The sequence below is a fragment of the Haloarcula sp. HT12 genome (assembly GCF_055271655.1).
This window is the reverse complement of sequence record NZ_JBUXKW010000002.1, coordinates 586,920-610,671: the sequence shown is the minus strand read 5'-3', so window position 1 is coordinate 610,671 and position 23,752 is coordinate 586,920. Positions and strand designations below refer to the sequence as shown.

Sequence of the window (23,752 nt, the reverse complement as noted above, 5' to 3'; positions counted from 1 at the left end):
GTGACTTTTCCCTGTGGTGGCCTACCGTAGAGGTAGATGCGCCGCCCGTTCGCTCTCACCGTTCTCTGTGTCGCCGTGCTGTTACTGGCAGGCTGTCAAGCGCCCGGCTCGCCGGCCAGCCAGACGGAACCCGGCGGTACCGATCTGACGCCGAGCGAGCCCGCGACCGACTACGGGACCAACGGCTCCGCCCCGCCGGCACCAAACGAAGACCGCCTGGGCTACGAGAACGGCTACTGGTACAACGAGTCGCTGTCGGTGACGACCGACGACGGGCTGAACGAGAGCGAGCGGGAGGCCGTCGTCGCCCGAACGATGGCTCGCGTCGAGGTGATTCGGGGGCTGGAGTTCGAAGAGACAGTGCCAGTGTCCGTCGTCTCCCGGGCCGAGTACCGCAACGGGACGGGCGGCGGCGAGGCCGGCGAGTCCCTGCGCCGGTTCGACAACGCGAAGTTCGAGGCGCTGTTTTTCATCGGCGAGGACCGCGACTCCATCGCCGTCCAGAACAGCAACCGCGGCGAGAGCGTGCTGGGCTACTACAGCAGCCGGCGCGGCGAGATCGTCATCGTCAGCGACTCCGAGACGCCGACGATAAGCCGGGGGACGCTGGCCCACGAACTCGTCCACGCCTTACAGGACCAGCAGTTCGGGCTGGACAGCGACGCGCGGACGCGTGACCAGGTCCAGGGTCGGAACGGCCTCGTCGAAGGCGACGCCGTCGCCGTCACCCAGACCTACACCGCACGCTGTGGCGGCGAGTGGCGCTGTATCGACAGGCCCGATACGTCGAGCGGTGGTGGCGGCGACCGCCACTTCGGCATCAACTTCATGCAGTATTTCCCCTACAGCGACGGTCCCGGGCTGATCGCGGATCTCCAGGAGCGCGGCGGCTGGAGCGCCGTCAACGATGCCTACGACGAGTACCCCGACGGGGCCGCCGAAGTGACCTACGCCGGGCGCTACCCCGAATGGGAGCCCGAATCGGTCTCGCTTGCGGACCGGTCCAGCGACGACTGGGAGCGGGTCAGACCGTCCCGGGACCGTGACCGGCCGGACTACGGCGTCGTCGGCCCGTCGGCCATCGCCGGGTCGATGGCACACACTCTCGCCGACGACTACAACGAGTCGAGCGTCGTACAGACTCGCGATGTCATCAACTACGAGGACGGGTCCCTGGACGCCGACGACCCGTACAACTACGACCTGCCCGCAACTGACGGCTGGCAGGGCGGTCGGATGCACGTCTACGACAACGGCGAGGAGACGGCCTACGTCTGGAAAACGACGTGGGCCAGCGAGGCCGACGCCCGCGAGTTCGCCGACGCGTGGGAAGCGATCATCGACCACTGGGGTGGCACCAGAACCGCAGAAGGGCACTGGATCGTCGAGGAAGACAGTCCCTACACCGACGCTATCGCCGTCAGGGTCGACGGGGTGACGGTCACCGTCGTGAACGCCCCGACGGCCGACGAACTCGACGAGGTCCACGATGCGTAAGGAGCTGCTCGTCGTCGTCGCGGTCGTCCTCGCGGGCTGTACGGTCCCGTCCTTCAGCGGCAGCGACCACCCGGAGACGCCGGCCGGTGAGGACGCAATCGGCTACGAGAACGGCTACTGGTACGACGATTCGGTGTCGGTGACGACCGACGACGGGCTGAACGAGACGGAACGGGAGGCCGTCGTCGCCCGGACGATGGCCCGGGTCGAGCGGGTCCGCGGCCTGGAGTTCAAAGAGTCGGTGCCGGTGTCTGTCATCTCCCGGGCCGAGTACCAGAACCGGTCGCAAGGGAACAGCAGCGGCGGCAGCGGCCGCCCACAGGACCCCTGGAACGACCAGGTGTGGGAAGCGCTCCTGCTCATCGGCGAGGATTCGGGGAGCAGCGAGTCGATAGACGACACGCTCTCGACGACGGTCCAGGGCTACTACTCGTCGAGTCGAGACGAGATCGTCATCGTCAGCCCGACGGAGACGCCACAGATCGACCGACGCACGCTGTCTCACGAACTCGTCCACGCCCTGCAGGACCAGCACTTCGGGCTGAACGGCTCCGCGAAAACCCAGGACACGCAGCTGTCCCGGCAGGGCGTCACCGAGGGCGAGGCCAACTACGTCCGCGTCCTCTACGAGCGCCGCTGTGGGGATGACTGGGGCTGTGTCGCGCTCCCGGATCGGACCGACGACGGGGGAAGCGGCAGCGACGGAGACGGTGACAGCCAGCAGCCGAGCTACAACGAGGGGCTGTTCACCGTCCTCTACCAGCCCTACGTCACCGGGCCGCGGTTCATCGACCAGGTGCGCTCGGAGGGCGGCTGGGACGCCGTCGACGCGCTCCACGACGACTTCCCCGACAGCACCGAGCAGGTACTCCACCCGGAGACATACCCGGACGAGAAACCCGTGAACGTCAGCGTCGCGGACCGCTCCAGTAGTGACTGGAGCCGCTTCGACCACGACCCGGTCGGTGACACGGTCGGTGAGACGTCGATTTACGCGACGATGTACCACAATGGCCAGACCGAGGGGGACCGCTACAGCTACGAGAGCGACATCTCGGCAGGCTGGGGCGGTGACCTCGTCGTGCCCTACCGCAACGGCTCGGGCGGCTACGGCTACGTCTGGGAGACGCGCTGGGACACCGACGAAGACGCCAGGGAGTTCGAACAGGCGTATCGGGCGGCCCTGACCGAAGAACACGACGCCAGCCAGCCCCGCGCCAACGTCTACGTCGTCCCCGAGGGATCGCAGTTCAGCGACGCCTTCCGCGTCGTCCGGTCGGGCAAGACCGTCCGCATCGTCAACGGACCGACCGTGAGCGACCTCGATGAGATTCACCGACCGGCAGGGTCCTGACGGTGGGCGGGCCGCTGTGAGTCGCCGACCGGACCGCTTTTTTTAGTACCCTGAGAACAACGTGCCATGACCGAGGAGTTCGATATCGTCTCGCCAGAGGCGATTCGCGAGGGGCGGGCGACCGACGCCTACTTCGACCGGACGATGGAGGCGCTGGAACATGCAGGTAAGAACCCGGACGTGGTCGCCGAAGTGACGGCAAACCAGTTCGCGACGGGGCAGTGGAAACTGCTGGCGGGGCTGAAAGACGCCGCCGCGTTGCTTGAGGGCCGGCCCGTCGACGTGGACGCGCTCCCGGAGGGCCAGCTGTTCGACGGCGGCCCGGTAATGCGCATTGAGGGGTCGTACCGGGAGTTCTGTCGGCTGGAAACGGCGCTTTTGGGCTTTCTCTCGCATCCGACCGGCGCCGCGACGCGGGCGCTGGAAGCTCGGTACGCCGCCCCGGAGTCGACGGTGCTGTCCTTCGGCTCGCGGCACGTCCACCCGTCGATAGCGGCGATGGTCGAGCGGTCGGCGCTGCTTGGCGGCCTCGACGGCATCTCGAACGTCGCCGCGGGCGAGATCATCGGCCACGACGCCGGCGGGACGATGCCACATGCACTCATGATCTGCTTCGGACGGGGCAACCAGGAGGCGGCGTGGCAGGCCTTCGATGCCGCCGTCCCCGAGGAGACGCCCCGCATCGCCCTGACAGACACCTACAGTGACGAGACCGACGAAGCGCTCCGCGCGGCGGAAGCTGTCGACGATCTCGCTGGCGTCCGACTGGATACGACCGGGTCCCGCCGCGGGGACTTCCGCCACATCGTTCGCGAGGTGCGCTGGACGCTGGACGCCCACGGCCACGAGGACGTGGACCTGTTCCTCTCCGGCGGACTTACTCCGACGACGCTCCGGGAGCTACAGGACGTGGCCGACGGCTTCGGCGTCGGGGGGTACGTCGCCAACGCCGACCCGCTGGATTTCGCGCTGGATATCGTCGAACTGGACGGCGAACCGGCCGCCAAGCGGGGGAAACTCACCGGGACGAAGTCGGTGTACCGCACCGCCGACGGCGGCCACCACATCGGCCTGGCCGACCGCGACGGGCCGGACAACGCCGAGGCGCTGCTGGAACCACTGATTCGGGACGGGGAGATCGTCCGGGAATTCGATCTCGACGCGGCCATCGACCGTGCGGCGGCCGACGCCGAGCGGGTCGGCTACGAGGGCGTGACTGGCGACGAGTAACTGGCGTTAAGTCTCCGGCCCACAAAACTGCGGTATGGTCGACCGCATCATGAAGGTCAACGCGTACACGACCTTCGACCTGCTCGACGGTGAGATAGAGGGCCACGGCTTCGAGGAGGAGGCCCTGGCCGTGCTGAACGTGACCGCGCCGCGCAAGAACCCGGACCACGTCGAACTCCAGCTGGAGATGGACAACACCGACATTGACTCGGTGAAGCCACACGCGGACTCGGTGACGCTGTCGGCGGCCCAGGCCCGCGAGCTGGCCGCCGAACTGGAGGAGTACGCGGGGAAGGTCGAGGACGCACAGCCGGAGTAGCGACTCACTCAGAACTGTAGTTTGATCGTCATTAACAGTCGATAATTCTATGATGTGAAGACACATACCACGAAATATGTCAACCGAGACGCCAGGGAATCCAGCCGCACGGGAACTGGGATACTGCCCGTGCTGTGGCTACCAGACGCTCCCTGAGGGGCGACCCGGATCATACGAGATGTGTCCGGTGTGTCACTGGCTCGACGACCCGATCCAGTTCGGCGACGCGGAGTTCGTCAGCGATACGAACCACGTGTCGCTGACGGAGGCGCGAGAGAACTTCCGCGAACACGGGGCCTGCTCCCCCGACGAGGCCGGGGATTGCGAGGAGCCGACAGATCTCGACCGCGACCCGAACTGGCCCTACGAGAGGTAGTGCTCGGATTCAGGCCGCGAGCGCGATATCAAGGTACAGCATGACGATGACGCCGGCCATCAGGCCGAGCGTCGCGATGCGCTCGTAGCCGCGCTGGTGCGTCTCGGGAATTATCTCGTCGGAGATCACGAACAGCATCGCGCCCGCCGCAAAGCCCATCGCGTACGGCAAGAGCGGTTCGACGGTCACGACGGCGACAGCGCCAAGCACCGCAAGGGGGATCTCCACGACGCCGGAGCGAATCCCGGAGAAGACGGCGTACAGCCGGCGGTCCAGGCCCGCGTTCATCGCCGCGACGGAGACGGCCAGCCCCTCCGGGATGTTCTGGATACCGATGGCGAGCATCAGCGAGAGCGCACCCCCGATCTGGAGCGGGTCGCCGGCGGCCGCGCCGAAGCCGACGCCGACGGCCAGCCCCTCGGGAATGTTGTGCAGCGTGATCGCGAGGATGAACAGGATGACGCCTGTCAGTTTCGACTCGTCGACTGAGAGGTCCTGACTGGGGTTGGCGGCGTCGGACCGCCGACTTCCCGTCAGCAGGTAGTGGGCGTGGGGAACGAGGCCGTCGGCACGGTCCAGAAACAGGCCCCCGAGCGCGACGCCGACGAGCGTCGGAATCGGGTTGCCGCCGGAGTACTCCTCGATACCAGGGATGATGAGGCTCGTGAACGCGGCGGCCAACATCACGCCGGCGGCAAAGCCCAGCGCCGTGTCCAGCGCCCGCTCCGAGGGATCACGCCAGACCAGCACGAGCGACGCGCCGAAGAGGTTCATCGTCGCGATAATGATCCCACCGACGAGGCCGTTTATCAGTGGGTCGGTGCCGACGGTATCGACGAACAGGTCGACGAACCCGGATTGCATTGTCCAGTAGTGTACGTCGCCCCCTCTTGGGTGTACCGACAGTCAGGGAAGATCGTCTCCGGTTCCAGTTTGGTCCCACACAGAACGGAAGCCACGCTCATTTTTTAGCGTTTCAAGTAGTGCTTTCAGGCTGGTAGAGCGCGTATTCGGGCGATTACACGCTGTTTTAGAACGGTTCCGGCGACCCGACGAGCCGTCGCATCTCCATCGCGCTGGAGAAGTCGTCCCGGGAGACCACGCGGGTACCCTCGGGGCCCTCAACAAAGGCGGCGGAAGCCCGGGCCGTGTCGAGTTCGACGAGCGCGTCGAAGGCGGTCATGTCGGAGACGAACCGCGGGAGGTCGGTCTCCATCAGGTCGGCGACGGTATCGGCCTCGCGTTCGGCCTTCGAGAGTTCCCTGAAGTCGGCGACAGTGACGACGCCGACTACGTCGCCGTTGCGTGTGACGGCGAACTCCGTCCGGCGGTCCGCGAACATCCGGTCGACCAGGTCCTCGACGCTGGCGTCGGCGTCGATGGTCGCTTCGAGCGGGCTGGCGACATCGTCGACGGTCAGGCCCTCAAGCAAGGCCGCGAGCGCGACCGTGCGGGACTCGCTGGAGGCGGCGGCGTAGACGAACAGCGCGAGCAACAGGAGCATCGGGGCGAAGAAGATGATACCGACGCCAGCGAACACAATCGCGAACGCGGTGCCGATCCGGGCGGCGATACGTGTCGCCTGGGCGTAGGGTCGTTTCCGCGCAAGCAGCGCCCGAAGGATGCGGCCGCCGTCCATCGGGAACGCTGGGAGCATGTTGAACACGGCGAGAAAGAGGTTCGTGACGGCCAGCCAGCCGACGACAAACAGTGTCACCTGCGCGCTCGCGGGCAGGGCAAACAGCGCGGCGTAACAAGCGATACCGGTCAACACGCTCACTGCCGGGCCGGCCAGTGCGATAACCAGTTCTCGGTTCCACTCCTTGGGCATAGATTCGAGGCTGGCGAGGCCGCCCAGAATCCAGAGCGTAATCGATTCGACCCGGAGTCCGTAGCGCATCGCCGCCCAGGCGTGCCCGAGTTCGTGGAGGGCGACACTGGCAAACAGGCCGACGGCCGCGGCGGACCCGATAACCCACGGCGTCTGGCCCGCAGTCAGGATCGTAAGATCGAGCGCCGTGCCGGAGAGGGCGCTTACGATGCCCGCGTACAGCTCGATCTGGGCCCCGCTGCCGATAATCCAGGCCAGCACCGGCAGGAAAATCAGCAGCGAGACGTTGACTCGTATCGGAATCCCCCAGACCGTCGTGATGTGGAAGTTTCGCACGGCCAAGCAAACGGACAGTGGTCGGGTATATCTTCTGCCTGGGGACGGCGACGAGTAGCGGCCTTATTCAGGGTGTAGCGCGTATGGGTACCCAATGACTGTTCGACACGACGGGCTAACCGTCGACTGGCTGGGGTATGCCACGCTCCGCTTCGCCGGCGAGGACACGGTGGTGTACGTCGATCCGGGCCGATACGGCGTGCTCACCGGCGAGTGGGAGCCCCACACGGCCGGTATCGGCCATCCGCCAAGCAGCGACTACCGCGAAGAAGACGGGGACGTGGTGTGTGTGACCCACGTCCATCACTACGATCCGGACGGTATCGAGCGCGTCGCGAGCGAGGACGCCACCATTGTCGCCTACGAAGGTATCGACGAGCGGGTCGGTGACCGGGACCTCCCGCCGCTGTCCTCGCTGCCCTACGACGTCGTCGAAGTCGGGATGAAATCACAGACGACGGTCAAGGACGTGCCGATCTGGTCGACGCCGGCGTACAACGAACCGGACGGCCCGCATACGCTCCCCGATGGTTCTCCCTACCACCCGGAGGGTTTCGGCTGTGGCTTCATGGTCGCCGTCGAGGGAACCAGAGCATTCTATCCGGGCGATTCTGACGTGTTACCGGGCCACCGGACGCTTGAGGTGTCGCTGCTGTGTCCACCCATCGGGCCGCGGGCGACGATGGACCGCCACGAGGCCGCCGCCCTCGCCGCGACCATCGAACCGGACCTCGTGTTGCCGGTCCACTACAACACCTTTTCCAATCTCGAAGCCGATTCCCGCGAGTTCGCCGCCGACGTGGCCGAAGCCGGCGTCCCGGTCGTGTTGGACGAGCAGTGAGCGAGCGCCCGCGCATCTCGAATTTTACCCGCGTTCGGCCCATTCGCTCCGGTCCCGGTGGGCGTCAGCTATCTCCCTGATTTCGTCCGTCTCCAGCACGCCGCGCTCGGTGACGACCGACACCGCCGACGCCGGCGTCAGGTCGAACGTTGGGTTCGACACGGAGACATCGGCGTTACCGTCGTACACCTCCCCAGAGTCACGTTCCTCCCGGTCCCACTCAGCCCGTGGCGCGATCTTGTCCGTGGCACACACGGCGTAGCAGTCCACGTCCGCGGCGGCGGCCGACAGGGCTGCCGGACGGGTCCCGACCTTGTTAACCACGCGACCGTCCGGGAGGACACGGTCGGCCCCGACGACCAGTGTGTCGGCGTTCCACGCGTCCAGTTCGTGGCCGAAGGCCGCGTCGGTCGTCAGCGTCACCGCGACGCCGTCGGCGAACGTCTCGGCGACCCCGACGCCTTCACCGCCCGGTCGTGATTCGGCGACGAGAACAGCCTCGGGCGCGGCAGCGTCGACTGCCGCACGGACTGTTCCCGAACGCGATAGCGTGGCGAGGCGGTCGCCGACGCGCTCGGCGGCGACGGCGGCAGCGACCCGGTCGGCGGTTACTGCGTGGTTCAGCGTCTCGGTCGCGGCCCGCTCGATTGCCGCCGGCGTCGCCTCGGTAGCGGCGGCCATCGCTCGGTTGATGCGGTTGGCGACGACGACCATCGAGGGGCGCGCCTCGCGGAGTTCGACGGCGAGTGCAGCGATCGCGTCCCAGCCATCGCCGTCCCGCTCGGCGGCCTCCAGGTCGTCAGTCCGTCCGGCCTCCGCAAGGGCGGCCTCGTCGCGTAGCACTTCAAGCGCCCGGAGCGAGAGCCACGCTGACCCGTGGGTCCGGTCCTCGCGGACGGTCGCCACCCGCGGGCGAACGCGGTCCCAGGAGGTCCACAGTCGCGGGACTGTCTCACGGGTCAGTATCTCCGGTGGATGGACCCACGCCGTCTCGGTCGTCTCCGCGTTGGCAGTGACTGTGCGGGCCTCGCAATCGAACAGGAACGGGTGGACGACCCACCGGATGCCCCGCTCTGCGTCGTCGACCTGAAACGAATCACCCCGTCGGACCAGCGTCACCGCATCGGCCAGCCCGGTCTCCTCGTCGATTTCGGCCAGCGCGGCCGTCTCCGGGTCCCGGTCGCGACCAGCATCGTCAGCGACGTGTCCCGCGACCCCGCTCCACTGGCCCCGATACGAGCCGACCGCGTCGCTCCGGCGCAACAGCAGCACCTCGCCCTCGCTGCGCAGGAAGCACGTCACGACGGGGCGTGTCTCCATGCGGGAGGAAACGTTCGGCCAGGACAAGAAAGTCCGGGCGCGGGGGAGAGGAGCAGTGAGGACTCGGGCGCCGTCGGAGCTACAGCGCGTCGAGCAGGCGGTCGATGTCGTCGGCGGTGTTGAACGCGTGGACCGACGCGCGGACGGCCTCGGGGTGCGGTAATGACCTGATAACTATCCCCTCCGACGCGAGTCGCTCGACGGTCGCCGCGGGATCGGCTGCGGTAAACGTCACCAGCCCCGATTCGTATTCGCGCGGGCTCAGCAGTCGGTCGCCGAGGCTGCTCTTGAGGCGGTCGGTCAGTCGTTCGACGCGGGCCTGAATCGTGTCCAGCCCGATGTCTTCGACCGTCTCGATGGCCTCCGCGAGCGCGACGTAGGGGACCGGCGAGGTGGTACCGACCTCGAAGCGGCGTGCACCAGCGTAGTATTCGTATCCATCTGCACTGGGGTCCTCGACGCTCCGGTAGCCGATGCGAGTCTGGCGCAGTCGGTCGTAGGCGTCCGGATTGACGTAGAGGAACCCGCCACCCCAGATTCCCAGCAGCCACTTGTGGCCCGCCGCGGCGACGAAGTCCGCGCCCCACTCGGTCACGTCGACGGAGTGTTGCCCGACGGACTGGACGGCATCGACGAGCACCTGCGCGCCGGCGTCGTGCGCGACGTCGACGACATCCGCGACCGGGAGTCTGGTCCCGTGTGTCCAGGTGAGCGAGCTCAGTGCCACCAGTCTGGCGTCGGCCACGGCGTCTTTCACATCTGCCATGTCCAGCCGTCCGCTGTCGGTCTCCAGCACGCGGACCTCGATGTCGTGGGTGTCGGCCAGTCGGTCCCAGGGAAGCGTGCCGGCGGGGTGTTCGAGGTCGGTCCGGACGACCACGTCACCGGGCTGCCAGTCGATAGCCCCGGCGACCATGTTGACCCCATCGGCGGTGCTACGGGTGAACGCGACGGTTTCGGCCTCGGTTCCGAGGTGGCCGGCGACGACTTCACGAGCCGCCGCGATGGCGTCCCACGCGACCGTGTAGGGGCCGTCGCCGGCCGGCGCGTCGAAGGCGTGGCGTTCGAGAAACGACGTCGCAGCGTCGACCACGGGGCGCGGTGTCGGTCCGCTCGCACCCGTGTTGAAGTACGTACACCGTTCGAGCGCCGGAATCGACGCCCGCAGTTCGGCTGGGTTCATATCCGCCCCGACGGTCCCTGGCGTCTTCAGCCCTGTGTGAGCCAGCAGGCGGCTGGGACGGCGGGTTTCCGAGGCAGCAGTGCGGAATTATTTCCGCGGCCGTCTATTCCCACCATATAGTGTATTCTGTTGCGTTTCACAACGATATTCGATTGTTCTATATTCTCGTATCGTTGCGGTTCCCCTCATCACAGGTCAGATAGAACAAAAGCGTCCGATTCAGTCCTGCTGACACGTACAGCCGCCCTGCTCGAAGAACTCCGCGACGGCGTACTGGCTGCCACATGACTGGCACAGCACCTGCGCGTCCAGGAACACCTCGAAGTCATCGATGTCGATCCGGCCCGTGTCGCGCAGTTTCTCGATGCGCTGGTCGGTGACCGACAGCGTTCGGGTCAGTAGTCGCTGGATGCTTTCGAGGTCCTTCTCGATCTTCTCGTCGTCCGAGAGCCCCTGGTACTCCGCGCCGCGCCACTCCTTCAGATACGACCGGATAGCCTGATACGTGACGAAATCGGTTTCGAGGCTCTCGACGTCGACGCCGTTGCGTTCGAGTCGATTGACAGTGTCCGTCCGAACACCGGTGCTGATATCGTCGCCGGTGAGGTTCTCGTAGGTCGACTCCACGTCGCTTTCGAGCGCGCTCAGGCCAGCATCGACCAGCGCGCGTTCGAGCAGTCGCTTGTTGAAAAACTCTGCGAGATCCCGGAGGCTCATACGCTCTTCGCCGTCACCGGTCCAGCGAGCCTCCATCTCCGCACCGAGTCCGTCGAGTTCGTACTCGTCGATGAGTCGAGCGACCTTGCTCGACGGCCGGCCGTCTGTCGTATTCGCCATTTGTTGTTCCCACGTACGGTAACCGGAACTAAAAGACTACGGGGTTAGATCGAGGTGATACGGTTGAAGTCGTCGTCGAGCGCCTGGGCGTCCTCCGGCAGGAGGGCGACGACCAGATGCTCGGCGTAGTCGGCGAAATACTCGACGAGTTCGGCGATCCGGGCCGAGTCGATGGCCTCCAGCGAGTCCAGCAACATGAACGGAACGCTCTCGTGGAGGTCATGCACCAGATACCCCGCCAGCGCGAAGATGAGGCCGGTCACTTCCCGCTCGCTTTCGCTGAGATGTTCGATGGTGTCCTCGTAGGCCGCGCCGTTCTCGGTAGTCCGGACGATGTGGAGTTCGAACACCGTTCGGTCGACCTTCTGTCGGCCCTCGCGGACGGTCTGCTCGACGCGCTCGATCCAGATGCGTTCGAGGTTCTCGTACTCCAGGATGCCGAGGATGGCGTCCATGTGCTCGTTGAACTCGTCGACCGCGTTAGCCTCGATCTGGTCGATCTTCGTCCGCTTGTCGGTGAGTTCATCGACCAGCGCGTCGCGCTCGTCGCGGAGGTCGTCGGCCCGCTCGACCATCTCCTCGATCTCCTCGATCTCGGCCGACACGTCGTCGAGGTCGGACTCCAGGCTGTCGATCTCGAACTCAAGCTGGTTGGCCTCCCGGTGCAGCGAGAGGATCTCGTCGAAGTCCTCGGATTCGAGGTTGTCGACCTCGTCTTCAAGCGACTCGACGTCCGCGGTCAGCTCCTCACGTCGCTCCTTCAGAGAGGTGATCTGCTCCTCGCGGCGGTCGATCTCGGTTTCGGTCTCCTGGATCTTTCGCTCGACGTTCTCGCGGCGGCGCTGCTTCTTTTCGGCCTCGCGCTGATCGGCCTTGAGATCGTCGAGCTCCGATTTGATGTCGTTGAGGTCCTCGACCTTCTCCCGGCGGAGGTCCTGCAGGCGGTCGACGGTGTCTTCGATCTGCTCGCGGTCGACCGTCGAGCCACACGTCCAGCAGACGACGGATTCGCCATCGTCGCCTTCAAGGAGTTGTTCCGTGACATCGCCATCGGACCCTTCGGGCGCGTCTTCGAGCGACTGGATGACGTCGTAGTCTTCCTCTTCGAGGCGCTCCTCGTTGTACTGGATGAGGCTCTGGAGGTCGGAAATCTCACTGTTGAGCCGCTGGCGCTGGTCGCGCAGGCTCGCGATCTCGTCTTCGAGGTGCTGCTGGTCACCCATCGGCGTCTCCGGCAGTTCGTCCAGTTCGTCGTTGAGCTCGGACCGTTCGCGTTTCAGCGAGGAGATGCTCTCCTCCTGGGCCTCGATGTCCCGGCGGACGGATTCGAGGTCCGACCGCGTCGAGCGGAGTTCGTCGAGCTTCTCTTCGAGAGCGTCCTGTTCCTGGCGGCTCTCCTCGATATCTCGGCTGCTGTTGTCGATCTCCTCCTCGTGCTCGGCCAGTTCTTCGCGTTTGTCCTCGATCTGCTCGCGGAGCTCGGTCCGGCGCTGTTCGAGGTCCGGGAGGTCACGCTGTCGGGATTCAATAGTGGCGAGTTCGTCGTTGATGTCGCCTTTCTCCGCTTCTAGCCGTTCGACCTCCGAGCGGATCGCGTCGATGTCGACCGGCCGCATTATGATCTCGCGGAGGTCGTCGCCACGAGCCACGGACCGGCGCGCTTCGTTGGTTTCCAGCAGGAACGCGAACAGGTCGGCGACCTCGGGGTCGTCGAGGTACCCCTCGCCGTCGAACTGGACGGTGTCACCCGCCCGCGCGAGCGTCCGTTCATACACCTCGTCCCCGTAGGTGAGGGCAACGCTTCCCTCGTCGGCGTCACCTTTCAGCGTTGCCTGCGTGCTCCCCATCGCCGCCATGATAGACTGCAGAAACGACGTCCGATTGGTCGCGTTCTTGCCCGTCAGGACCGTCACGCCCGGTGGAATGTCGACTGCCGTCTCGTCGATCCCACCGATATTGGTTACATCGAAATGGGCGACACTAGCTTCTTGCTTTGATTCTGGCATTGGTCTGCTGTTGTCGGAGAGGATATAAAAATAATTTCATTCCCGAAAACGAAATTACGTAGTGCTGTCCCAGATGTGGGTCGACGCGTCAGACGCAGTAGCGGTGTTTTTCGGCAGACAGCGCACGAAGCGGTAGCCAGCGCCGGAATAACACCTGTACCAATATTATTCCTATACAAAGTCGTCCTCAGAAGGATCGTTCACTATTCTTTGATTCTTTAGCTTTGTTGTGTTTGGCAATTTTTTTCGCTTGTGTAGATCACTACATGCCAACCTATAAGTCGGCGTGATTGGAACCAGATCGTATGACTCGCTACGAGACGTTACTTGAGGTCGAACTGGATGAGTGGGAGAGCGGGTACGGCGTCTTACAGATCGTCGACCCGGACGACAGCGACACCGCCGAGCTACGGTTCTGCTACTTCAATGAAAACGGCAAATTCACGAACCGACCGCTGACGCTCCGCCCCGACGAAGAGACGCTGGACCGGACGACGCGGATGGTGGAGAACCTCGGCTACGTCGCCCGGACGTTCGATCCGGCAGAGATCCGTGAACTCGTCGATACGCTCGGCGAGGAACGGGTTATCGAGCTCGCACAGCTCGTCGACACGCTCGGCGAAGCGCGGCTGGCGGAGATACTCGGGGAGTAAGGATGGCAGATACCCACCCGCTGGTAACTGTCGAAACTGTCGTCCTCGTAGCTCTCGGAGGCTTTGCCGGCTCGAACCTCCGGTACTTCGTCGGCCTCTTTTTGCCGGGCTTACAGGGGACGCTGCTGGTCAACGTCCTCGGCAGTTTCGCGCTCGGCGTGCTCGTGTACGAGGGGCTGCAGGTCGGTGCGCTGGCGAGCGAGACGAAACTGGCCGCCTCGACCGGGTTCATCTCGTCGTTTACCACCTACAGTACGTTCGCGGTGGAGACAGTGCTGACGCCCCGATGGGCTGTCGCGAACATCGTCGGAAGTTACGCCCTGGGTTTTGCCGGCGTCCTTGTCGGTCGTGCGGCCGTCCGTCTGTCCGCCGGGGGTGAGCGTTGATGATCACTGTCGAGCCGGCGCACTTGGTCGGGACCGGTGGCGCTGTCGGCGCCCTCTGTCGCCATTACCTGGTGCAGGTGGTCGGGACGGAGACGTTCCCGCTCGGGACACTCGCGGTGAATGTCGTCGGCAGTTTCGTCCTCGGACTGGTGACGTTTGCCGGTGTGACCGGCGACGCGGCACTACTGGTCGGCGTCGGTGCTTGTGGATCGTTCACGACGTTTTCCTCGTTTTCTGTCGAAACAGTCCGGCTGTGGGAGGACGGCTACGTGGCGCTGGCCGCCCTCAACGCCGTCGGAAACCTCGTCTGTGCGCTCGCCGGGATCGGGCTGGCCTGGGGTATCGCCCAGGTCCTGTGAGTGCTGTCGCGTTGGTAGCGCCAGGCACAGCATCAGACCTCATCGTTGACACGGTCTCCGTCGGCTCCCGCGAAATCGCTAGCCTGCGGTGTCTCGCCGCCGTGGGGCGTCCGCCGCTCGCGGACCGTCACGTGGTGGACGGACTCGGTGCCGTCGTCGACGACGAGCGCGTCACCGGTCGTGTCCGGTAGCCGGGCCGCGAAATTGCCGTCGAGATACGTCGGCTGGGCCGCCTGCAGCGCATCGATATCAGCAGTGCTCGTCAATCGGTGGGCGACGAGCAGGTCCGCCTGCGAGACGGTCGTCGGCGGGACGGCGCTGGGTCGCTGTGTTGCCAGCACGCAACTCACGCCGGGCTGGCGGCCCCGAGTGACGAGCCGGCGGAGCGGACGCTTGGCGACCCCGTCAGTGAACGCGTGGGCCTCGTCGACCAGCAGCCACGGCAGTCGACTCGTCCGTCCGGCCACCCGAGCGTCGTACAGCACAGTCGCGACAGCGGCGAGGACCGCCCCGGCCGACCGCGAAGCGAATCCCGACATATCGAGGACCGTCAGGCCATCGCTGCACAGCATCCCTGTGTCGAAACCTGCGGGATCGAACACGTTCCAGGACGCAGCGAGGGCAAGATGGTTCGCCGCCGCTCGAACAGAACTCGCTGCCGCATCCGAATCGGCCACCCACGAGCGCATCCCATCGAGGGTCGAACACTCACTCGCGGCCCGCCACACAAGTGCGCCAGCGCCCCGTTCCGGATCGAGGCCGAGCACCGTACACCACTGACGCGGGCCGAGCGCGTCCGCGCGAACGCTGGGGTCGACCACGGTCGCCGTCACGTCCGCAGTATCCAGCGGCGTGAACGCCCCCATCGGGTCGACAACGACCGGTGCGACGCCCTCCGCGGCCAGCAACCCCTCGGCGAGGACACCGAGCGCGTACGTCTTCCCCGACCCGCGCTTGCCGACGATGAGACCGACGTGTGGCCGGTCGACATCGAAGTCGACCGTAGCCCCGTGGCTCCCGTCGCGAGCCCGGTAGTGGCCCAGTCGGGCTGTCTCCCCCGTCGTACCCTCGCGTCCGATAACGACCATGCCGGCGGTTGACCCGTTCCGGTATTTGAACGTTCGTCCGAGGGTTCAAGTGCGAATCCGGGACCACCCCTGCCCATGTCAGATTCGCTGTGGCGCGACGAACGCGCCATCGAGGGACTCCCGATTCGACTGGTCATCGCGCTGGTGGTCGGCGTCGCCTGCCTCTCCGTGATGATGAGTACGATCTCCGGAATCGAGACGCTGCAGGTAACGGAAGTCGACGTCGAGCCACAGCCCGAAGTGACCGACCCGGGGACACAGGACGTGGACGTCACCGTCGTCGACTCGAAAGGGTCGCCCGTGTCCGGCGCGACGGTGGTCGCGAAAAGCGGCACGGCGACGCTCTCGTCGGTCACGACGGGGGAGACGGACAGCGCGGGGAACGTGACCCTCTCGCTGTCGCCGTCGCTCGGACCGAACCAACAGGACGGCACAGTGATCTTCGAGGTGAAACCGCCCGCGGGCAGTAGCTACGAGGACGCCCGGTCGAACACCGATATGCTCGTCGTCGAGTCGCCCTAGCCGTCCCAGTCGATCCAGTCCTGCTCCCACCCAGCGCGGGACTCGGCCGCCCGCCGGGCGCGCTCGCGGTCCTCGCGGTGGGTCCGGTTGCGCTCGACGGTGTCGGCCTGCTCGCCCTCGACGAGCATCGGCTGGAAGGCGACGGTGCCGTGTCGCGTGACCGATCCGTCGGCCTCAACGACAGCCAGCGACTGTTCACCGGTGCCCAGGGGCATCACCAGCCGCCCGTCCTCTGCCAGTTGCTGGAGGAGCGCCCTGGGCGGGTCGATAGCGGCGGCCTCAAGCAGGATGCGGTCGTACGGGGCGTACTCTGGGAGGCCATCAGCCCCGTCACGGCGATCCACGAGAACGGCGTCGTAGCCCGCTTCCGCGAGGTTCTGCCGCGCTTCGACGACGAGCCGGCGCGTGATGTCTATCGCATGAACGTTCGCCGCGCCGACGTGTTCTGCCAGCACTGCGGCCGTATAGCCGACGCCGGCACCGACCACGAGCACGTCGTCGTCTTCCTCGGGTGAGAGGGGTTCGAGCATCCGGCCGGCGGTGCTGGGCGAGAGCACGCGCGTCCCCAGACGTTCGAACGGGCGGTCGGAGTAGGCCTGTTGCTCGCCGACGAAGGCCTCCCGGGGGACGGCACGCATCGCTGTCGACAGCCACGCGCTCCGGACGACACCCTTACTTTCGTGTTGCAGGCTGTCGACCATGTCGTCCCGCAGTACCGCCGGGTCCATACCAGTGTATTCGGCCGGAGCTATATCAATGGCGCGACACCGGCCACGTCCCTCGAAAAGCCTACTGGAGTGGGACGAACCGGACGGCGCCGTGGTCGTTCTTGTCGAGCGTCCCGTCGGCCCGCTTCTCCGCCCGGATGAGGCGCTGTCGCCCGTCGCCGATTGGAGCTAGAAGGACGCCACCGTCGCGGGTCTGCGCGACGAACGGGGCGGGGAAATCCGGCGCGGCACAGGTCAGATACGCCCGGTCGTAGGGCGCGTGTTCTGGCCACCCCTCCTTGCCGTCGCCGACCCGAACCGAAACGTCGCCGTAGCCGGTCGCGTCCAGCGTCTCACGTGCCTCCTCGGCCAGCGTCGCGTGGTACTCCACGCTGTAGACGTTCTCGGGGCCGACCAGTTCGGCGGTCACCGCGGCGTGGTAGCCACAGCCCGTGCCGATTTCGAGTACCTGGTCTCCCAGAGACAGATCGAGTAGCTCGGCCATGATCGCGACCATGTGCGGCGCGGAAATCGTCTGGCCCGACCCGATCGGGAGCGGGCGGTCGGCGTAGGCGTCGCGTCGCTTGTCAGCCGGAACAAACCGGTGACGGGGAACCGTCGCTATCGCGTCGAGAACCGACTCGTTAGAGACGCGTCTGCGCAGGCGGTCGACCAGTTGCGACCGCTCCCGGTCCCAGTCGGCCATCCTACCACGCCGACCACGCCGTGGTCGACTCGTCCCTGACGTACAGTCGGTTGATATCCTTCGCGATGCCCATGTCGCCGTCGTGGTCCATGTTCTCGTGGTCGTAGCCGTGCGCGTCGTCGCGGACGTGGATCCCCTCGACAGTGAACTCCTCCTCGCCGAACGCCTCGGTCTCACCGACGACGAACTCGTAGTCGCCGGGGACGTGGAGCTTGAAGCTCTCGGTCTCGTCGTGGGTCCCGTCTTTCGGGTGCATCGTCACGTTGACCGAGACGTTTCCGACGGCCCGCGACCAGATGGTCTCGACGTCCTCGGCGGCCGCGTCGTCCTCGCGGCCATCGGCGGTCTCCAGGCTGGTGATGCGCGCGGTGACGACGGCCTCCTCGGTCTCCAGCAGGAACTCCTCGCCGACGGAGAGTTCCTCGTCAGCCGGCACGTCGACTTCCGCGGTGAAGGAATCCCCGTCCTGGGAGACGACGACGCTTCGCTCCAGCGTCTCCTCCTCGGGGAGTTGTTCCTTGTGGACGTGGTCACAGTCCGTACAGCGGACCGTCACGTGGCCGCCCGGCTTCAGCACCTCGTGAACCGTTTCCAAGTCCGGCGAGCAGGCCGGACACGGGAGGGCGATACGGTCGCCCGGTGTAGCGTCTGTCATATACCGGATTTGACCGTGCTCCCGTAAATGGTCGTCGCCACGGCGTTGCTCGTGGTTCTCACTCGCACAGTCACGCCGACTTTCTTGCGTCGTCGGAACAAACGCCGGGTATGGCCCGCCGACAGAGCCGTGCCGATATCGCAAGCGGTGCCCTCATCGCACTGACAGCCCTGGCCGGCTTCGCGGTCTGGTCGCGCCTCCCCGCCGAAGTCGCGATTCACTTCTCCGCGTCGGGCATGCCCGATAGCTACGTCTCGAAGTCGGTCGGAGTCGTTCTCATGCCGGTGCTGATGCTCGCAACCCTCATTGTGCTGAAAGGGGCGTTTCGCTACGACCCGCCGGAAGTGCCGCAGGTGGCGGCCACCATCACCATCGCGACGATGGCGTTCATGGGTGGGATACACGGACTCGTGCTCGCGTGGAACCTCGGTTACCCGGTGCCGTTCGACCTCGTTCTCGTCGGGTCGCTCGTCTGGGCGGTTTTCGTCGTCGGATACGCGGTGAAGATGGAATACGCACGGGGATAGCGGAGACCGCCGGCAATCGGCGTGCGCTACCCAGGCTTCCATTTTTTGTCGCAAATCCGTTCTGACCTCGGTTCGATCACTCTACCCGAGGAAGTTCCACTTCCTCGCCGTCCGCATACACGGTCGGTTCCGTCAGAATTCCGTCCAGATGAATCGGTGCGTGCACATCGCCGCCCATCGCGTGGTCGTCGCCGATAGCGATGTGGACCGTGCCGCCGGCTTTCTCGTCCAACAAGACGGAGCCGACGAGTTCGGTCACCGCGACGTTCGTCCCGATGCCGAGTTCGGCGAGGTTGTAGGCATCCCGGCCGACTTCTTCGGCAGCGTCCTCGACTTGTGTCCGGATATCGGGATCGTCGATATCCGTGACGTATCCGTCCTCGACCTCGAACGTGAGGCGCTTGCCGTCGAGTTTGCCGTGGGGCCGCATCGTCCCGTCGACGACGAACGTGCCGTCGGCCGTCTCCGGGGCGAGGAACACCTCGCCGGCGGGGAGGTTCGACATCTCGCCGGCCTCGTGGACGATGCCGGTGTCCATGTGCCATTCGCGGGTTCCGATGCCGAACGTGATATCCGTTCCCTGTGGCGACGTGACCCGGATTTCCTCGGCGTCTTCGACCTGTGCCAGCACGTCCTCGCAGTGCTGTTTGATGAGGCGGTAGTCGGCGTCTAATCCCATCAGGAACACGCCCTCGCTGATGCCGGGCAGTGTTGCAACGCGAGCGCCAGCCTCGTTAGCGTCGGTCCGAGCCTCTGTGTGGCTCAGGCTCTTGGTCGTCGGCGCGAGCACGACATCGGCGGTTTCCATCGCGCCAGCGACCGGCGCAGGCGGTTCCGCGCCGTGTTGCTCACCCGGCGGGTACCGAACGAAAACGGCGTCGTCGGTGATTTCGGCGGCGACGCGGTACAGCGCCTCGCCGATCGCTTTCCGCTGGTCGTCAGTGACGACTGCACATGACTCGTCGGGCTGGAGGTTCAGGCACTGTTTGACGGCGGTCTCTGCGGGCGCGCGAAGCGACGAGTTGTCCATACAACTGGCTGCGTACTCCGGCTGAATAACTCTTGATAGACTGCCGGCATACGCTGTGGAAACGCGCGACACCTCGGTCTTTTCGGGTATTCCGTGGCAAAAGTTGACATTCGTCAGAGGTACAACTTTCTGAGTTAATTTCTCCAAATTTTAATCACAAAGAATATACTCTCCCCGAAGGTATGGACGTGCATGCTCCACGTGGGCATCAACGGCTTCGGCACCATCGGGAAACGCGTCGCTGACGCGGTGCGTGTCCAGCCAGATATGACAGTTGCGGGCGTCGCAAAGCGCTCGCCGAACTTCGAGGCAACTATCGCAGACGACCGCGGCTACGATCTCTACGCCGCGGACGGCCGCGAACCGTTCGACGAAGCCGATCTCGCGACGGCCGGCACAGTCCATGACCTCATTGAAACGAGTGACGTGGTCGTCGACACCACGCCGGGTGGCGTCGGTGCGACCAACGCGCCGCTGTACGCCGAACACGACACGCCGGCCATCTTCCAGGGTGGGGAAGACGCTGACTTGGCAGACGTGAGCTTCAACGCCCGCGCCAACTACGAGCAGGCAGTCGGCGCGGACACCGCCCGCGTCGTCTCCTGCAATACAACCGGGCTTTCGCGTCTGCTCGCGCCGCTCAAGGAATCCTACGGCGTCGAGAAATCGCGCGTGACACTGGTCCGGCGCGGTGCCGATCCAGGCCAGACCGGTCGCGGTCCCATCAACGACACGCTGCCCGACCCCGTCGAAATCCCCTCCCACCACGGTCCTGACGTCCAGACGATTTTCCCCGACCTCGACATCGATACGATGGGGATGAAGGTCCCGACGACGCAGATGCACACCCACAGCGTCAACGTCACGCTGGAGAGTGAACCGACCACAGAGGAAGTCACGTCACTGCTGACCGACGAGTCGCGCCTGTTCCTCATCCCGGAGACGCTCGGGATCGACGGCGCGGGCAAACTCAAAGAGTATACTCGCGACGCCGGTCGCCCGCGCGGTGACGTGTGGGAGAACTGCATCTGGGCCGAATCCATCACTGTCGAGGGGCGAGACCTCTACCTGTTCCAAGCGATCCACCAGGAAGCCGATGTCGTGCCGGAGAACATCGACGCCGTCCGCGCGCTCTCAGAGCGGACCGCAAGTGCCGAGAAGAGCATCCGACGCACCGACGAAGCCCTCGGCGTCGGCCGCGGACTCGTCGAACACGACGGCAGCCCACAGCGCGTCGACAGCCACGCAGACGACTAATTTCACCCTAATTCGTGGAATTCGACTTTGCCGGTGTCCGTCGAGAGCGTCGCCACCGAGAACGGTTCGGGGGCCGGCGGGATCGAGATACCGCCGGGGTTGATCCGTTCCGTGTCCCCGCGCTCCTCATGCCCGCGTTCGTGCGTGTGACCGTGGAAAACGTAGTCGTAGTTTCCACAGTCGACCAGCGCGTCGACGATCTCCCCGCTGGTCCCGTGATACACCGCGATGGTGTGGCCGTCGATGGTCAACTCGCCCATCTCGCCGAAGTACGTGCCGAACTCCTCGACAGTGGACTGGAGTGCCCACTCGCCGTCGTTGTTGCCGCGGACGGCGTAAAACGACCAGTCGCCGTCGAACGGCGTCACAGAGAACGGGGCGACGAAGTCGCCACAATGGATGACCGTCTCACAGCCCGCGTCCGCGAACCGCTCGACTGCGGCTTCGACCTGCGACGCGTTGTCGTGCGTGTCCGAGACGATGCCGACTTGCATACCGACGACGTTCAGCCGGCAGCGACTTGAGCGTGTTCCCCTCGTCGGAAGCGCGGTCGCCCCGCAGGCGCGACGCTTTTATTTAGTCGCCGCCTACGACGGCCGATGGCACGGGGACTCATCGGGACGATCGAGCTGATGGTCGCGGTCGTACTCGCCGCGCGGGTCACCCTCCTCGGATTCGACAACCTCGCTCGCGGCCAGACGGCGGTCGGTGCGGTCTTTCTCGGGTTAGCCGTCGCCTTACTGGCCATCGAGTGGGTCGCGCCCTCCCCGACGGACATTCCCGGTGCAATCGCCGGGCGGGCACGCAGTGCGCTCCCCGGCGGGAAACCACCGGACAAGGACGACAACTAACTCTCGTCGCGCCAGCGGTCCGGGTCGTCGGCCGCGAGATACTCCCTGAGCAGCGGGGGGAAGTTCCGGCCCTTGAGATACCGCAGTCCGAAGTCCTCCGCCCAGTTGATGATGCCCTGGTCCTCCGTGACGACGCCGGCGTCCAGTTCCTGTGCGAGTATCAGGAGGTCGAAGTCCTCGCGGGAGTCAAGCACGCCCTGCCGGAGCGTGTCCCGGTACTCGTCGCGCAGATCCGAGATCACCTTGTCTACCTCGGTCATGTGGTCGTGTTCCTCGACCGTTTCGGCCCGCGACTCCTCGGCTTTCCGGACGGCCTTCTCCGAGACGCGGAGGCCGCGGTCGACCCGCTCTGACATCTCGTCGATGAACTCGTACACCAGGTCCGCCGGAATCATCACCTCGTAGTGGGCCGGTGACTTCGTAATGACCCACGTATCCAGCTTCGTCAGCACGTCGTCACTGATGTCCCGGTCCGCTAACATCGTCGTCAGTTCGGCCTGTATCGACGGGGGCATGTAACAGGAGATGTTGTGGACCAGTTTCGCCTCCGAGATGAGATCGAGCAGGTCCAGACAGGCCGCCTCCAGGTCCTCGTCGCCGCTTCTGATTTCCGGGGTGAGAAACAGCGACGTATCGAGGACGAACCGTTGTTTGAGCGGGCGGTCGACCATACTGGCGCTACGATAGCCTGCCACTAATTCCCTCTGGCAGTTCCGGTAGTGACCTGCGCCAGCAGAACTTTGGTGTCATGTCAACAAGGCACACGTATGTCGAGAGACTGGGGGTCGCTGTTCGGCGTCGACACCGACCCCGAAGACCTGCTGGAGCACTTCGATACCGAGTGGTTTCGCGGACAGCGATACCGACACCTCAGCGACGAACGCCACGGTATCGAACGCGGGACTGCAGTTATCGGCGACGTGGTCGTTCGCGGCTATCCGTCGATGCCGCGCGCGCTCGTCCTCGAACCGGCGATCCGGGAAACGTTCGACGGCCCCATCGCCATCGAAGAGAAGCTCAACGGCTACAACGTCAGGGTCGCGCGGATCGACGGCGACCTCCTGGCGTTCACCCGGAGCGGGTTCGTCTGTCCGTACACCACGCGGAAGGTCGAGGCGTTACTGGACGCCGAGGCGTTCTTCGACGACCACCCGGAGCACATGCTGTGTGGGGAACTCGTCGGGCCGGAGAACCCCTACACCGACCACGATTACGGCGGAATCGAGGAAGTCGGGTTCTACGTGTTCGGCATCCGTCACCGCGAGAGCGGGACGCCGATGGGCGTGGAACGGCGACTCGACCGATGTGCGACCTACGGCCTCGACAGCGTCGACCACTACGGGACATTCACCCCGGCGGCGGCCGTCGACGCCGCCCGTGAGCGGATCGACGATCTGAACGCCCGCGGTCGGGAGGGCGTTGTCCTCAAATCGACGGACGGTGATACGGCATTAAAGTACACGACGAGCGCCATCCACCGGGCCGATCTCGAACACGCGTTCGAACTGCCCTTCGACTACGGCCGGGACTTCGTTTTTACGCGGGTCATTCGAGAGGCCTTCCAAGCCGTCGAGTATGGTGAGTCCCCGAATGTTGTCCGCGAGCGGGCACGAGAACTGGGCGAGGCTATCCTCCGGCCAGCAGTCGAGACGATACGGGCGGTGGAGAAGGGTGAACCGGTCGGCGAAACGCACACCGTTCGCGGCGATCCGAAAACGATCGATGACCTGCTGTCGTACTTCCGCGAGAAGGGGCTGGAACTACACGTCGAGCGCGACGAGACAGACGGCAGCCAGCGGGTCGTTACGTTCACCAAAGTCGCCCAGTCGACGCGTGACAAGACGAGATACTACCTAGAAGGTGGGACAATCGACGAGTGAG

27 protein-coding genes are annotated in these 23,752 nt (G+C 65.3%); 14 read left to right on the top strand and 13 right to left on the bottom strand.

The annotated features are described in order from the left end of the window. Nucleotides 1-36 precede the first annotated feature (36 nt). From ACY9XZ_RS08360 to ACY9XZ_RS08340, 5 genes are all read left to right on the top strand, one after another. Entirely contained in the window at nt 37-1,497 is a 1,461-nt protein-coding gene (locus ACY9XZ_RS08360) for an Hvo_1808 family surface protein (RefSeq protein WP_463456574.1), read from the top strand. After that, nucleotides 1,490-2,851 (top strand): Hvo_1808 family surface protein, encoded by a 1,362-nt coding sequence (locus ACY9XZ_RS08355; RefSeq protein ID WP_463456573.1) that lies wholly within the window; start codon nt 1,490-1,492, stop codon nt 2,849-2,851. The genes ACY9XZ_RS08360 and ACY9XZ_RS08355 overlap by 8 nt, the downstream gene beginning before the upstream one ends. A 66-nt stretch (nt 2,852-2,917) precedes the next feature. After that, nucleotides 2,918-4,081 (top strand): nicotinate phosphoribosyltransferase, encoded by a 1,164-nt coding sequence (locus ACY9XZ_RS08350; protein WP_463456572.1) that lies wholly within the window; start codon nt 2,918-2,920, stop codon nt 4,079-4,081. Between the two features lie 34 nt (nt 4,082-4,115). Further along, nucleotides 4,116-4,400 (top strand): DUF6360 family protein, encoded by a 285-nt coding sequence (locus ACY9XZ_RS08345; RefSeq protein ID WP_463456571.1) that lies wholly within the window; start codon nt 4,116-4,118, stop codon nt 4,398-4,400. A gap of 76 nt (nt 4,401-4,476) precedes the next feature. Next, nucleotides 4,477-4,776: a CPCC family cysteine-rich protein gene (locus ACY9XZ_RS08340; RefSeq protein WP_463456570.1), complete on the top strand. Its 300-nt coding sequence runs from the start codon at nt 4,477-4,479 to the stop codon at nt 4,774-4,776. Between the two features lie 9 nt (nt 4,777-4,785). Here ACY9XZ_RS08340 and ACY9XZ_RS08335 read toward each other — a convergent pair whose 3' ends face one another. Both ACY9XZ_RS08335 and ACY9XZ_RS08330 read right to left on the bottom strand, forming a co-directional pair. Continuing rightward, entirely contained in the window at nt 4,786-5,640 is an 855-nt protein-coding gene (locus tag ACY9XZ_RS08335; RefSeq protein ID WP_463456569.1) for a ZIP family metal transporter, read from the bottom strand. A gap of 166 nt (nt 5,641-5,806) precedes the next feature. Further along, nucleotides 5,807-6,943 carry a site-2 protease family protein gene (locus tag ACY9XZ_RS08330; protein ID WP_463456568.1) on the bottom strand — a complete coding sequence of 379 codons (1,137 nt, stop codon included), beginning with the start codon at nt 6,941-6,943 and terminating at the stop codon, nt 5,807-5,809. A gap of 94 nt (nt 6,944-7,037) precedes the next feature. Here ACY9XZ_RS08330 and ACY9XZ_RS08325 point away from each other — a divergent pair, with 94 nt between their 5' ends. Beyond that, entirely contained in the window at nt 7,038-7,784 is a 747-nt protein-coding gene (locus ACY9XZ_RS08325; RefSeq protein WP_463456567.1) for an MBL fold metallo-hydrolase, read from the top strand. A 24-nt stretch (nt 7,785-7,808) separates the two neighbouring features. Here ACY9XZ_RS08325 and ACY9XZ_RS08320 read toward each other — a convergent pair whose 3' ends face one another. From ACY9XZ_RS08320 to ACY9XZ_RS08305, 4 genes are all read right to left on the bottom strand, one after another. Beyond that, entirely contained in the window at nt 7,809-9,104 is a 1,296-nt protein-coding gene (locus tag ACY9XZ_RS08320) for an NUDIX domain-containing protein (RefSeq protein WP_463456566.1), read from the bottom strand. Nucleotides 9,105-9,183: 79 nt separating this feature from the next. Further along, on the bottom strand, nt 9,184-10,287 hold the full coding sequence (locus ACY9XZ_RS08315) for an aminotransferase class V-fold PLP-dependent enzyme (protein WP_463456565.1): 1,104 nt from the start codon (nt 10,285-10,287) through the stop codon (nt 9,184-9,186). 219 nt (nt 10,288-10,506) lie between these two features. Further along, nucleotides 10,507-11,124, bottom strand: a complete 618-nt coding sequence (gene rdfA / locus ACY9XZ_RS08310) for a rod-determining factor RdfA (RefSeq protein WP_463456564.1) — start codon at nt 11,122-11,124, stop codon at nt 10,507-10,509. A 44-nt stretch (nt 11,125-11,168) separates the two neighbouring features. Beyond that, a complete protein-coding gene (locus ACY9XZ_RS08305; RefSeq protein WP_463456563.1) occupies nt 11,169-13,130 on the bottom strand; it encodes an archaea-specific SMC-related protein in 1,962 nt (653 codons plus the stop codon). Nucleotides 13,131-13,435: 305 nt separating this feature from the next. Between ACY9XZ_RS08305 and ACY9XZ_RS08300 the strand changes: the two genes are divergently transcribed. Genes ACY9XZ_RS08300 through crcB form a run of 3 tightly spaced genes read left to right on the top strand, consistent with a single transcriptional unit; the run spans nt 13,436 to nt 14,528 of the window. Further along, nucleotides 13,436-13,783, top strand: a complete 348-nt coding sequence (locus ACY9XZ_RS08300) for a hypothetical protein (protein WP_463456562.1) — start codon at nt 13,436-13,438, stop codon at nt 13,781-13,783. A gap of 2 nt (nt 13,784-13,785) precedes the next feature. Further along, the gene (locus ACY9XZ_RS08295; protein ID WP_463456561.1) at nt 13,786-14,169 is read left to right on the top strand and encodes a fluoride efflux transporter FluC; all 384 of its coding nucleotides are present in this window, start codon (nt 13,786-13,788) and stop codon (nt 14,167-14,169) included. Next, on the top strand, nt 14,169-14,528 hold the full coding sequence (crcB, locus tag ACY9XZ_RS08290) for a fluoride efflux transporter CrcB (protein ID WP_463456560.1): 360 nt from the start codon (nt 14,169-14,171) through the stop codon (nt 14,526-14,528). The genes ACY9XZ_RS08295 and crcB overlap by 1 nt, the downstream gene beginning before the upstream one ends. Before the next feature lie 32 nt (nt 14,529-14,560). On the opposite strand, the gene ACY9XZ_RS08285 is transcribed toward crcB, so the two are convergent. Continuing rightward, nucleotides 14,561-15,616 carry an ATP-binding protein gene (locus ACY9XZ_RS08285; protein WP_463456559.1) on the bottom strand — a complete coding sequence of 352 codons (1,056 nt, stop codon included), beginning with the start codon at nt 15,614-15,616 and terminating at the stop codon, nt 14,561-14,563. 75 nt (nt 15,617-15,691) lie between these two features. Here ACY9XZ_RS08285 and ACY9XZ_RS08280 point away from each other — a divergent pair, with 75 nt between their 5' ends. Continuing rightward, the gene (locus tag ACY9XZ_RS08280; protein ID WP_463456558.1) at nt 15,692-16,138 is read left to right on the top strand and encodes a DUF7382 domain-containing protein; all 447 of its coding nucleotides are present in this window, start codon (nt 15,692-15,694) and stop codon (nt 16,136-16,138) included. Here ACY9XZ_RS08280 and ACY9XZ_RS08275 read toward each other — a convergent pair. The 3 genes from ACY9XZ_RS08275 to ACY9XZ_RS08265 all read right to left on the bottom strand — a co-directional run bounded on the left by ACY9XZ_RS08275 (nt 16,135) and on the right by ACY9XZ_RS08265 (nt 18,206). After that, nucleotides 16,135-16,866, bottom strand: a complete 732-nt coding sequence (locus ACY9XZ_RS08275) for a protein-L-isoaspartate O-methyltransferase family protein (RefSeq protein WP_463456557.1) — start codon at nt 16,864-16,866, stop codon at nt 16,135-16,137. The two genes, ACY9XZ_RS08280 and ACY9XZ_RS08275, sit on opposite strands and share 4 nt — an antisense overlap. 61 nt (nt 16,867-16,927) lie before the next feature. Further along, entirely contained in the window at nt 16,928-17,551 is a 624-nt protein-coding gene (locus ACY9XZ_RS08270) for a protein-L-isoaspartate(D-aspartate) O-methyltransferase (RefSeq protein ID WP_463456556.1), read from the bottom strand. 1 nt (nt 17,552) lies between these two features. Next, on the bottom strand, nt 17,553-18,206 hold the full coding sequence (locus ACY9XZ_RS08265) for an HVO_0476 family zinc finger protein (protein ID WP_463456555.1): 654 nt from the start codon (nt 18,204-18,206) through the stop codon (nt 17,553-17,555). Between the two features lie 110 nt (nt 18,207-18,316). Between ACY9XZ_RS08265 and ACY9XZ_RS08260 the strand changes: the two genes are divergently transcribed. Next, complete coding sequence (locus tag ACY9XZ_RS08260) at nt 18,317-18,733, top strand: DUF1648 domain-containing protein (protein ID WP_463456554.1); 417 nt, start codon at nt 18,317-18,319, stop codon at nt 18,731-18,733. 76 nt (nt 18,734-18,809) lie between these two features. Here ACY9XZ_RS08260 and ACY9XZ_RS08255 read toward each other — a convergent pair whose 3' ends face one another. Next, nucleotides 18,810-19,763, bottom strand: a complete 954-nt coding sequence (locus ACY9XZ_RS08255; protein ID WP_463456553.1) for an aminopeptidase — start codon at nt 19,761-19,763, stop codon at nt 18,810-18,812. A gap of 192 nt (nt 19,764-19,955) precedes the next feature. Here ACY9XZ_RS08255 and ACY9XZ_RS08250 point away from each other — a divergent pair, with 192 nt between their 5' ends. Then, a complete protein-coding gene (locus tag ACY9XZ_RS08250) occupies nt 19,956-21,020 on the top strand; it encodes a type II glyceraldehyde-3-phosphate dehydrogenase (RefSeq protein ID WP_463456552.1) in 1,065 nt (354 codons plus the stop codon). 2 nt (nt 21,021-21,022) lie between these two features. Here ACY9XZ_RS08250 and ACY9XZ_RS08245 read toward each other — a convergent pair whose 3' ends face one another. Further along, on the bottom strand, nt 21,023-21,514 hold the full coding sequence (locus ACY9XZ_RS08245; RefSeq protein ID WP_463456551.1) for a metallophosphoesterase: 492 nt from the start codon (nt 21,512-21,514) through the stop codon (nt 21,023-21,025). 105 nt (nt 21,515-21,619) lie between these two features. Between ACY9XZ_RS08245 and ACY9XZ_RS08240 the strand changes: the two genes are divergently transcribed. Continuing rightward, complete coding sequence (locus tag ACY9XZ_RS08240) at nt 21,620-21,871, top strand: DUF7533 family protein (protein WP_463456550.1); 252 nt, start codon at nt 21,620-21,622, stop codon at nt 21,869-21,871. Here ACY9XZ_RS08240 and ACY9XZ_RS08235 read toward each other — a convergent pair. Further along, complete coding sequence (locus ACY9XZ_RS08235) at nt 21,868-22,542, bottom strand: RNA ligase partner protein (RefSeq protein WP_463456549.1); 675 nt, start codon at nt 22,540-22,542, stop codon at nt 21,868-21,870. The genes ACY9XZ_RS08240 and ACY9XZ_RS08235 overlap by 4 nt on opposite strands. A gap of 96 nt (nt 22,543-22,638) precedes the next feature. On the opposite strand from ACY9XZ_RS08235, the gene ACY9XZ_RS08230 reads away from it, so the two are divergent. Further along, nucleotides 22,639-23,751 (top strand): RNA ligase, encoded by a 1,113-nt coding sequence (locus tag ACY9XZ_RS08230; protein WP_463456548.1) that lies wholly within the window; start codon nt 22,639-22,641, stop codon nt 23,749-23,751. Nucleotide 23,752 lies beyond the last annotated feature (1 nt).

Excerpts from the sequence above, each read along its gene's own strand:
- ACY9XZ_RS08360 (WP_463456574.1), top strand. The coding sequence starts at position 37 with ATGCGCCGCCCGTTCGCTCTCACCGTTCTCTGTGTCGCCGTGCTGTTA.
- ACY9XZ_RS08355 (WP_463456573.1), top strand. The coding sequence starts at position 1,490 with ATGCGTAAGGAGCTGCTCGTCGTCGTCGCGGTCGTCCTCGCGGGCTGT.
- ACY9XZ_RS08350 (WP_463456572.1), top strand. The coding sequence starts at position 2,918 with ATGACCGAGGAGTTCGATATCGTCTCGCCAGAGGCGATTCGCGAGGGG.
- ACY9XZ_RS08345 (WP_463456571.1), top strand. The coding sequence starts at position 4,116 with ATGGTCGACCGCATCATGAAGGTCAACGCGTACACGACCTTCGACCTG.
- ACY9XZ_RS08340 (WP_463456570.1), top strand. The coding sequence starts at position 4,477 with ATGTCAACCGAGACGCCAGGGAATCCAGCCGCACGGGAACTGGGATAC.
- ACY9XZ_RS08335 (WP_463456569.1), bottom strand. The coding sequence starts at position 5,640 with ATGCAATCCGGGTTCGTCGACCTGTTCGTCGATACCGTCGGCACCGAC.
- ACY9XZ_RS08325 (WP_463456567.1), top strand. The coding sequence starts at position 7,038 with ATGACTGTTCGACACGACGGGCTAACCGTCGACTGGCTGGGGTATGCC.
- ACY9XZ_RS08320 (WP_463456566.1), bottom strand. The coding sequence starts at position 9,104 with ATGGAGACACGCCCCGTCGTGACGTGCTTCCTGCGCAGCGAGGGCGAG.
- ACY9XZ_RS08315 (WP_463456565.1), bottom strand. The coding sequence starts at position 10,287 with ATGAACCCAGCCGAACTGCGGGCGTCGATTCCGGCGCTCGAACGGTGT.
- rdfA (WP_463456564.1), bottom strand. The coding sequence starts at position 11,124 with ATGGCGAATACGACAGACGGCCGGCCGTCGAGCAAGGTCGCTCGACTC.
- ACY9XZ_RS08305 (WP_463456563.1), bottom strand. The coding sequence starts at position 13,130 with ATGCCAGAATCAAAGCAAGAAGCTAGTGTCGCCCATTTCGATGTAACC.
- ACY9XZ_RS08300 (WP_463456562.1), top strand. The coding sequence starts at position 13,436 with ATGACTCGCTACGAGACGTTACTTGAGGTCGAACTGGATGAGTGGGAG.
- ACY9XZ_RS08295 (WP_463456561.1), top strand. The coding sequence starts at position 13,786 with ATGGCAGATACCCACCCGCTGGTAACTGTCGAAACTGTCGTCCTCGTA.
- crcB (WP_463456560.1), top strand. The coding sequence starts at position 14,169 with ATGATCACTGTCGAGCCGGCGCACTTGGTCGGGACCGGTGGCGCTGTC.
- ACY9XZ_RS08285 (WP_463456559.1), bottom strand. The coding sequence starts at position 15,616 with ATGGTCGTTATCGGACGCGAGGGTACGACGGGGGAGACAGCCCGACTG.
- ACY9XZ_RS08280 (WP_463456558.1), top strand. The coding sequence starts at position 15,692 with ATGTCAGATTCGCTGTGGCGCGACGAACGCGCCATCGAGGGACTCCCG.
- ACY9XZ_RS08275 (WP_463456557.1), bottom strand. The coding sequence starts at position 16,866 with ATGGACCCGGCGGTACTGCGGGACGACATGGTCGACAGCCTGCAACAC.
- ACY9XZ_RS08270 (WP_463456556.1), bottom strand. The coding sequence starts at position 17,551 with ATGGCCGACTGGGACCGGGAGCGGTCGCAACTGGTCGACCGCCTGCGC.
- ACY9XZ_RS08265 (WP_463456555.1), bottom strand. The coding sequence starts at position 18,206 with ATGACAGACGCTACACCGGGCGACCGTATCGCCCTCCCGTGTCCGGCC.
- ACY9XZ_RS08260 (WP_463456554.1), top strand. The coding sequence starts at position 18,317 with ATGGCCCGCCGACAGAGCCGTGCCGATATCGCAAGCGGTGCCCTCATC.
- ACY9XZ_RS08255 (WP_463456553.1), bottom strand. The coding sequence starts at position 19,763 with ATGGACAACTCGTCGCTTCGCGCGCCCGCAGAGACCGCCGTCAAACAG.
- ACY9XZ_RS08250 (WP_463456552.1), top strand. The coding sequence starts at position 19,956 with ATGCTCCACGTGGGCATCAACGGCTTCGGCACCATCGGGAAACGCGTC.
- ACY9XZ_RS08245 (WP_463456551.1), bottom strand. The coding sequence starts at position 21,514 with ATGCAAGTCGGCATCGTCTCGGACACGCACGACAACGCGTCGCAGGTC.
- ACY9XZ_RS08240 (WP_463456550.1), top strand. The coding sequence starts at position 21,620 with ATGGCACGGGGACTCATCGGGACGATCGAGCTGATGGTCGCGGTCGTA.
- ACY9XZ_RS08235 (WP_463456549.1), bottom strand. The coding sequence starts at position 22,542 with ATGGTCGACCGCCCGCTCAAACAACGGTTCGTCCTCGATACGTCGCTG.
- ACY9XZ_RS08230 (WP_463456548.1), top strand. The coding sequence starts at position 22,639 with ATGTCGAGAGACTGGGGGTCGCTGTTCGGCGTCGACACCGACCCCGAA.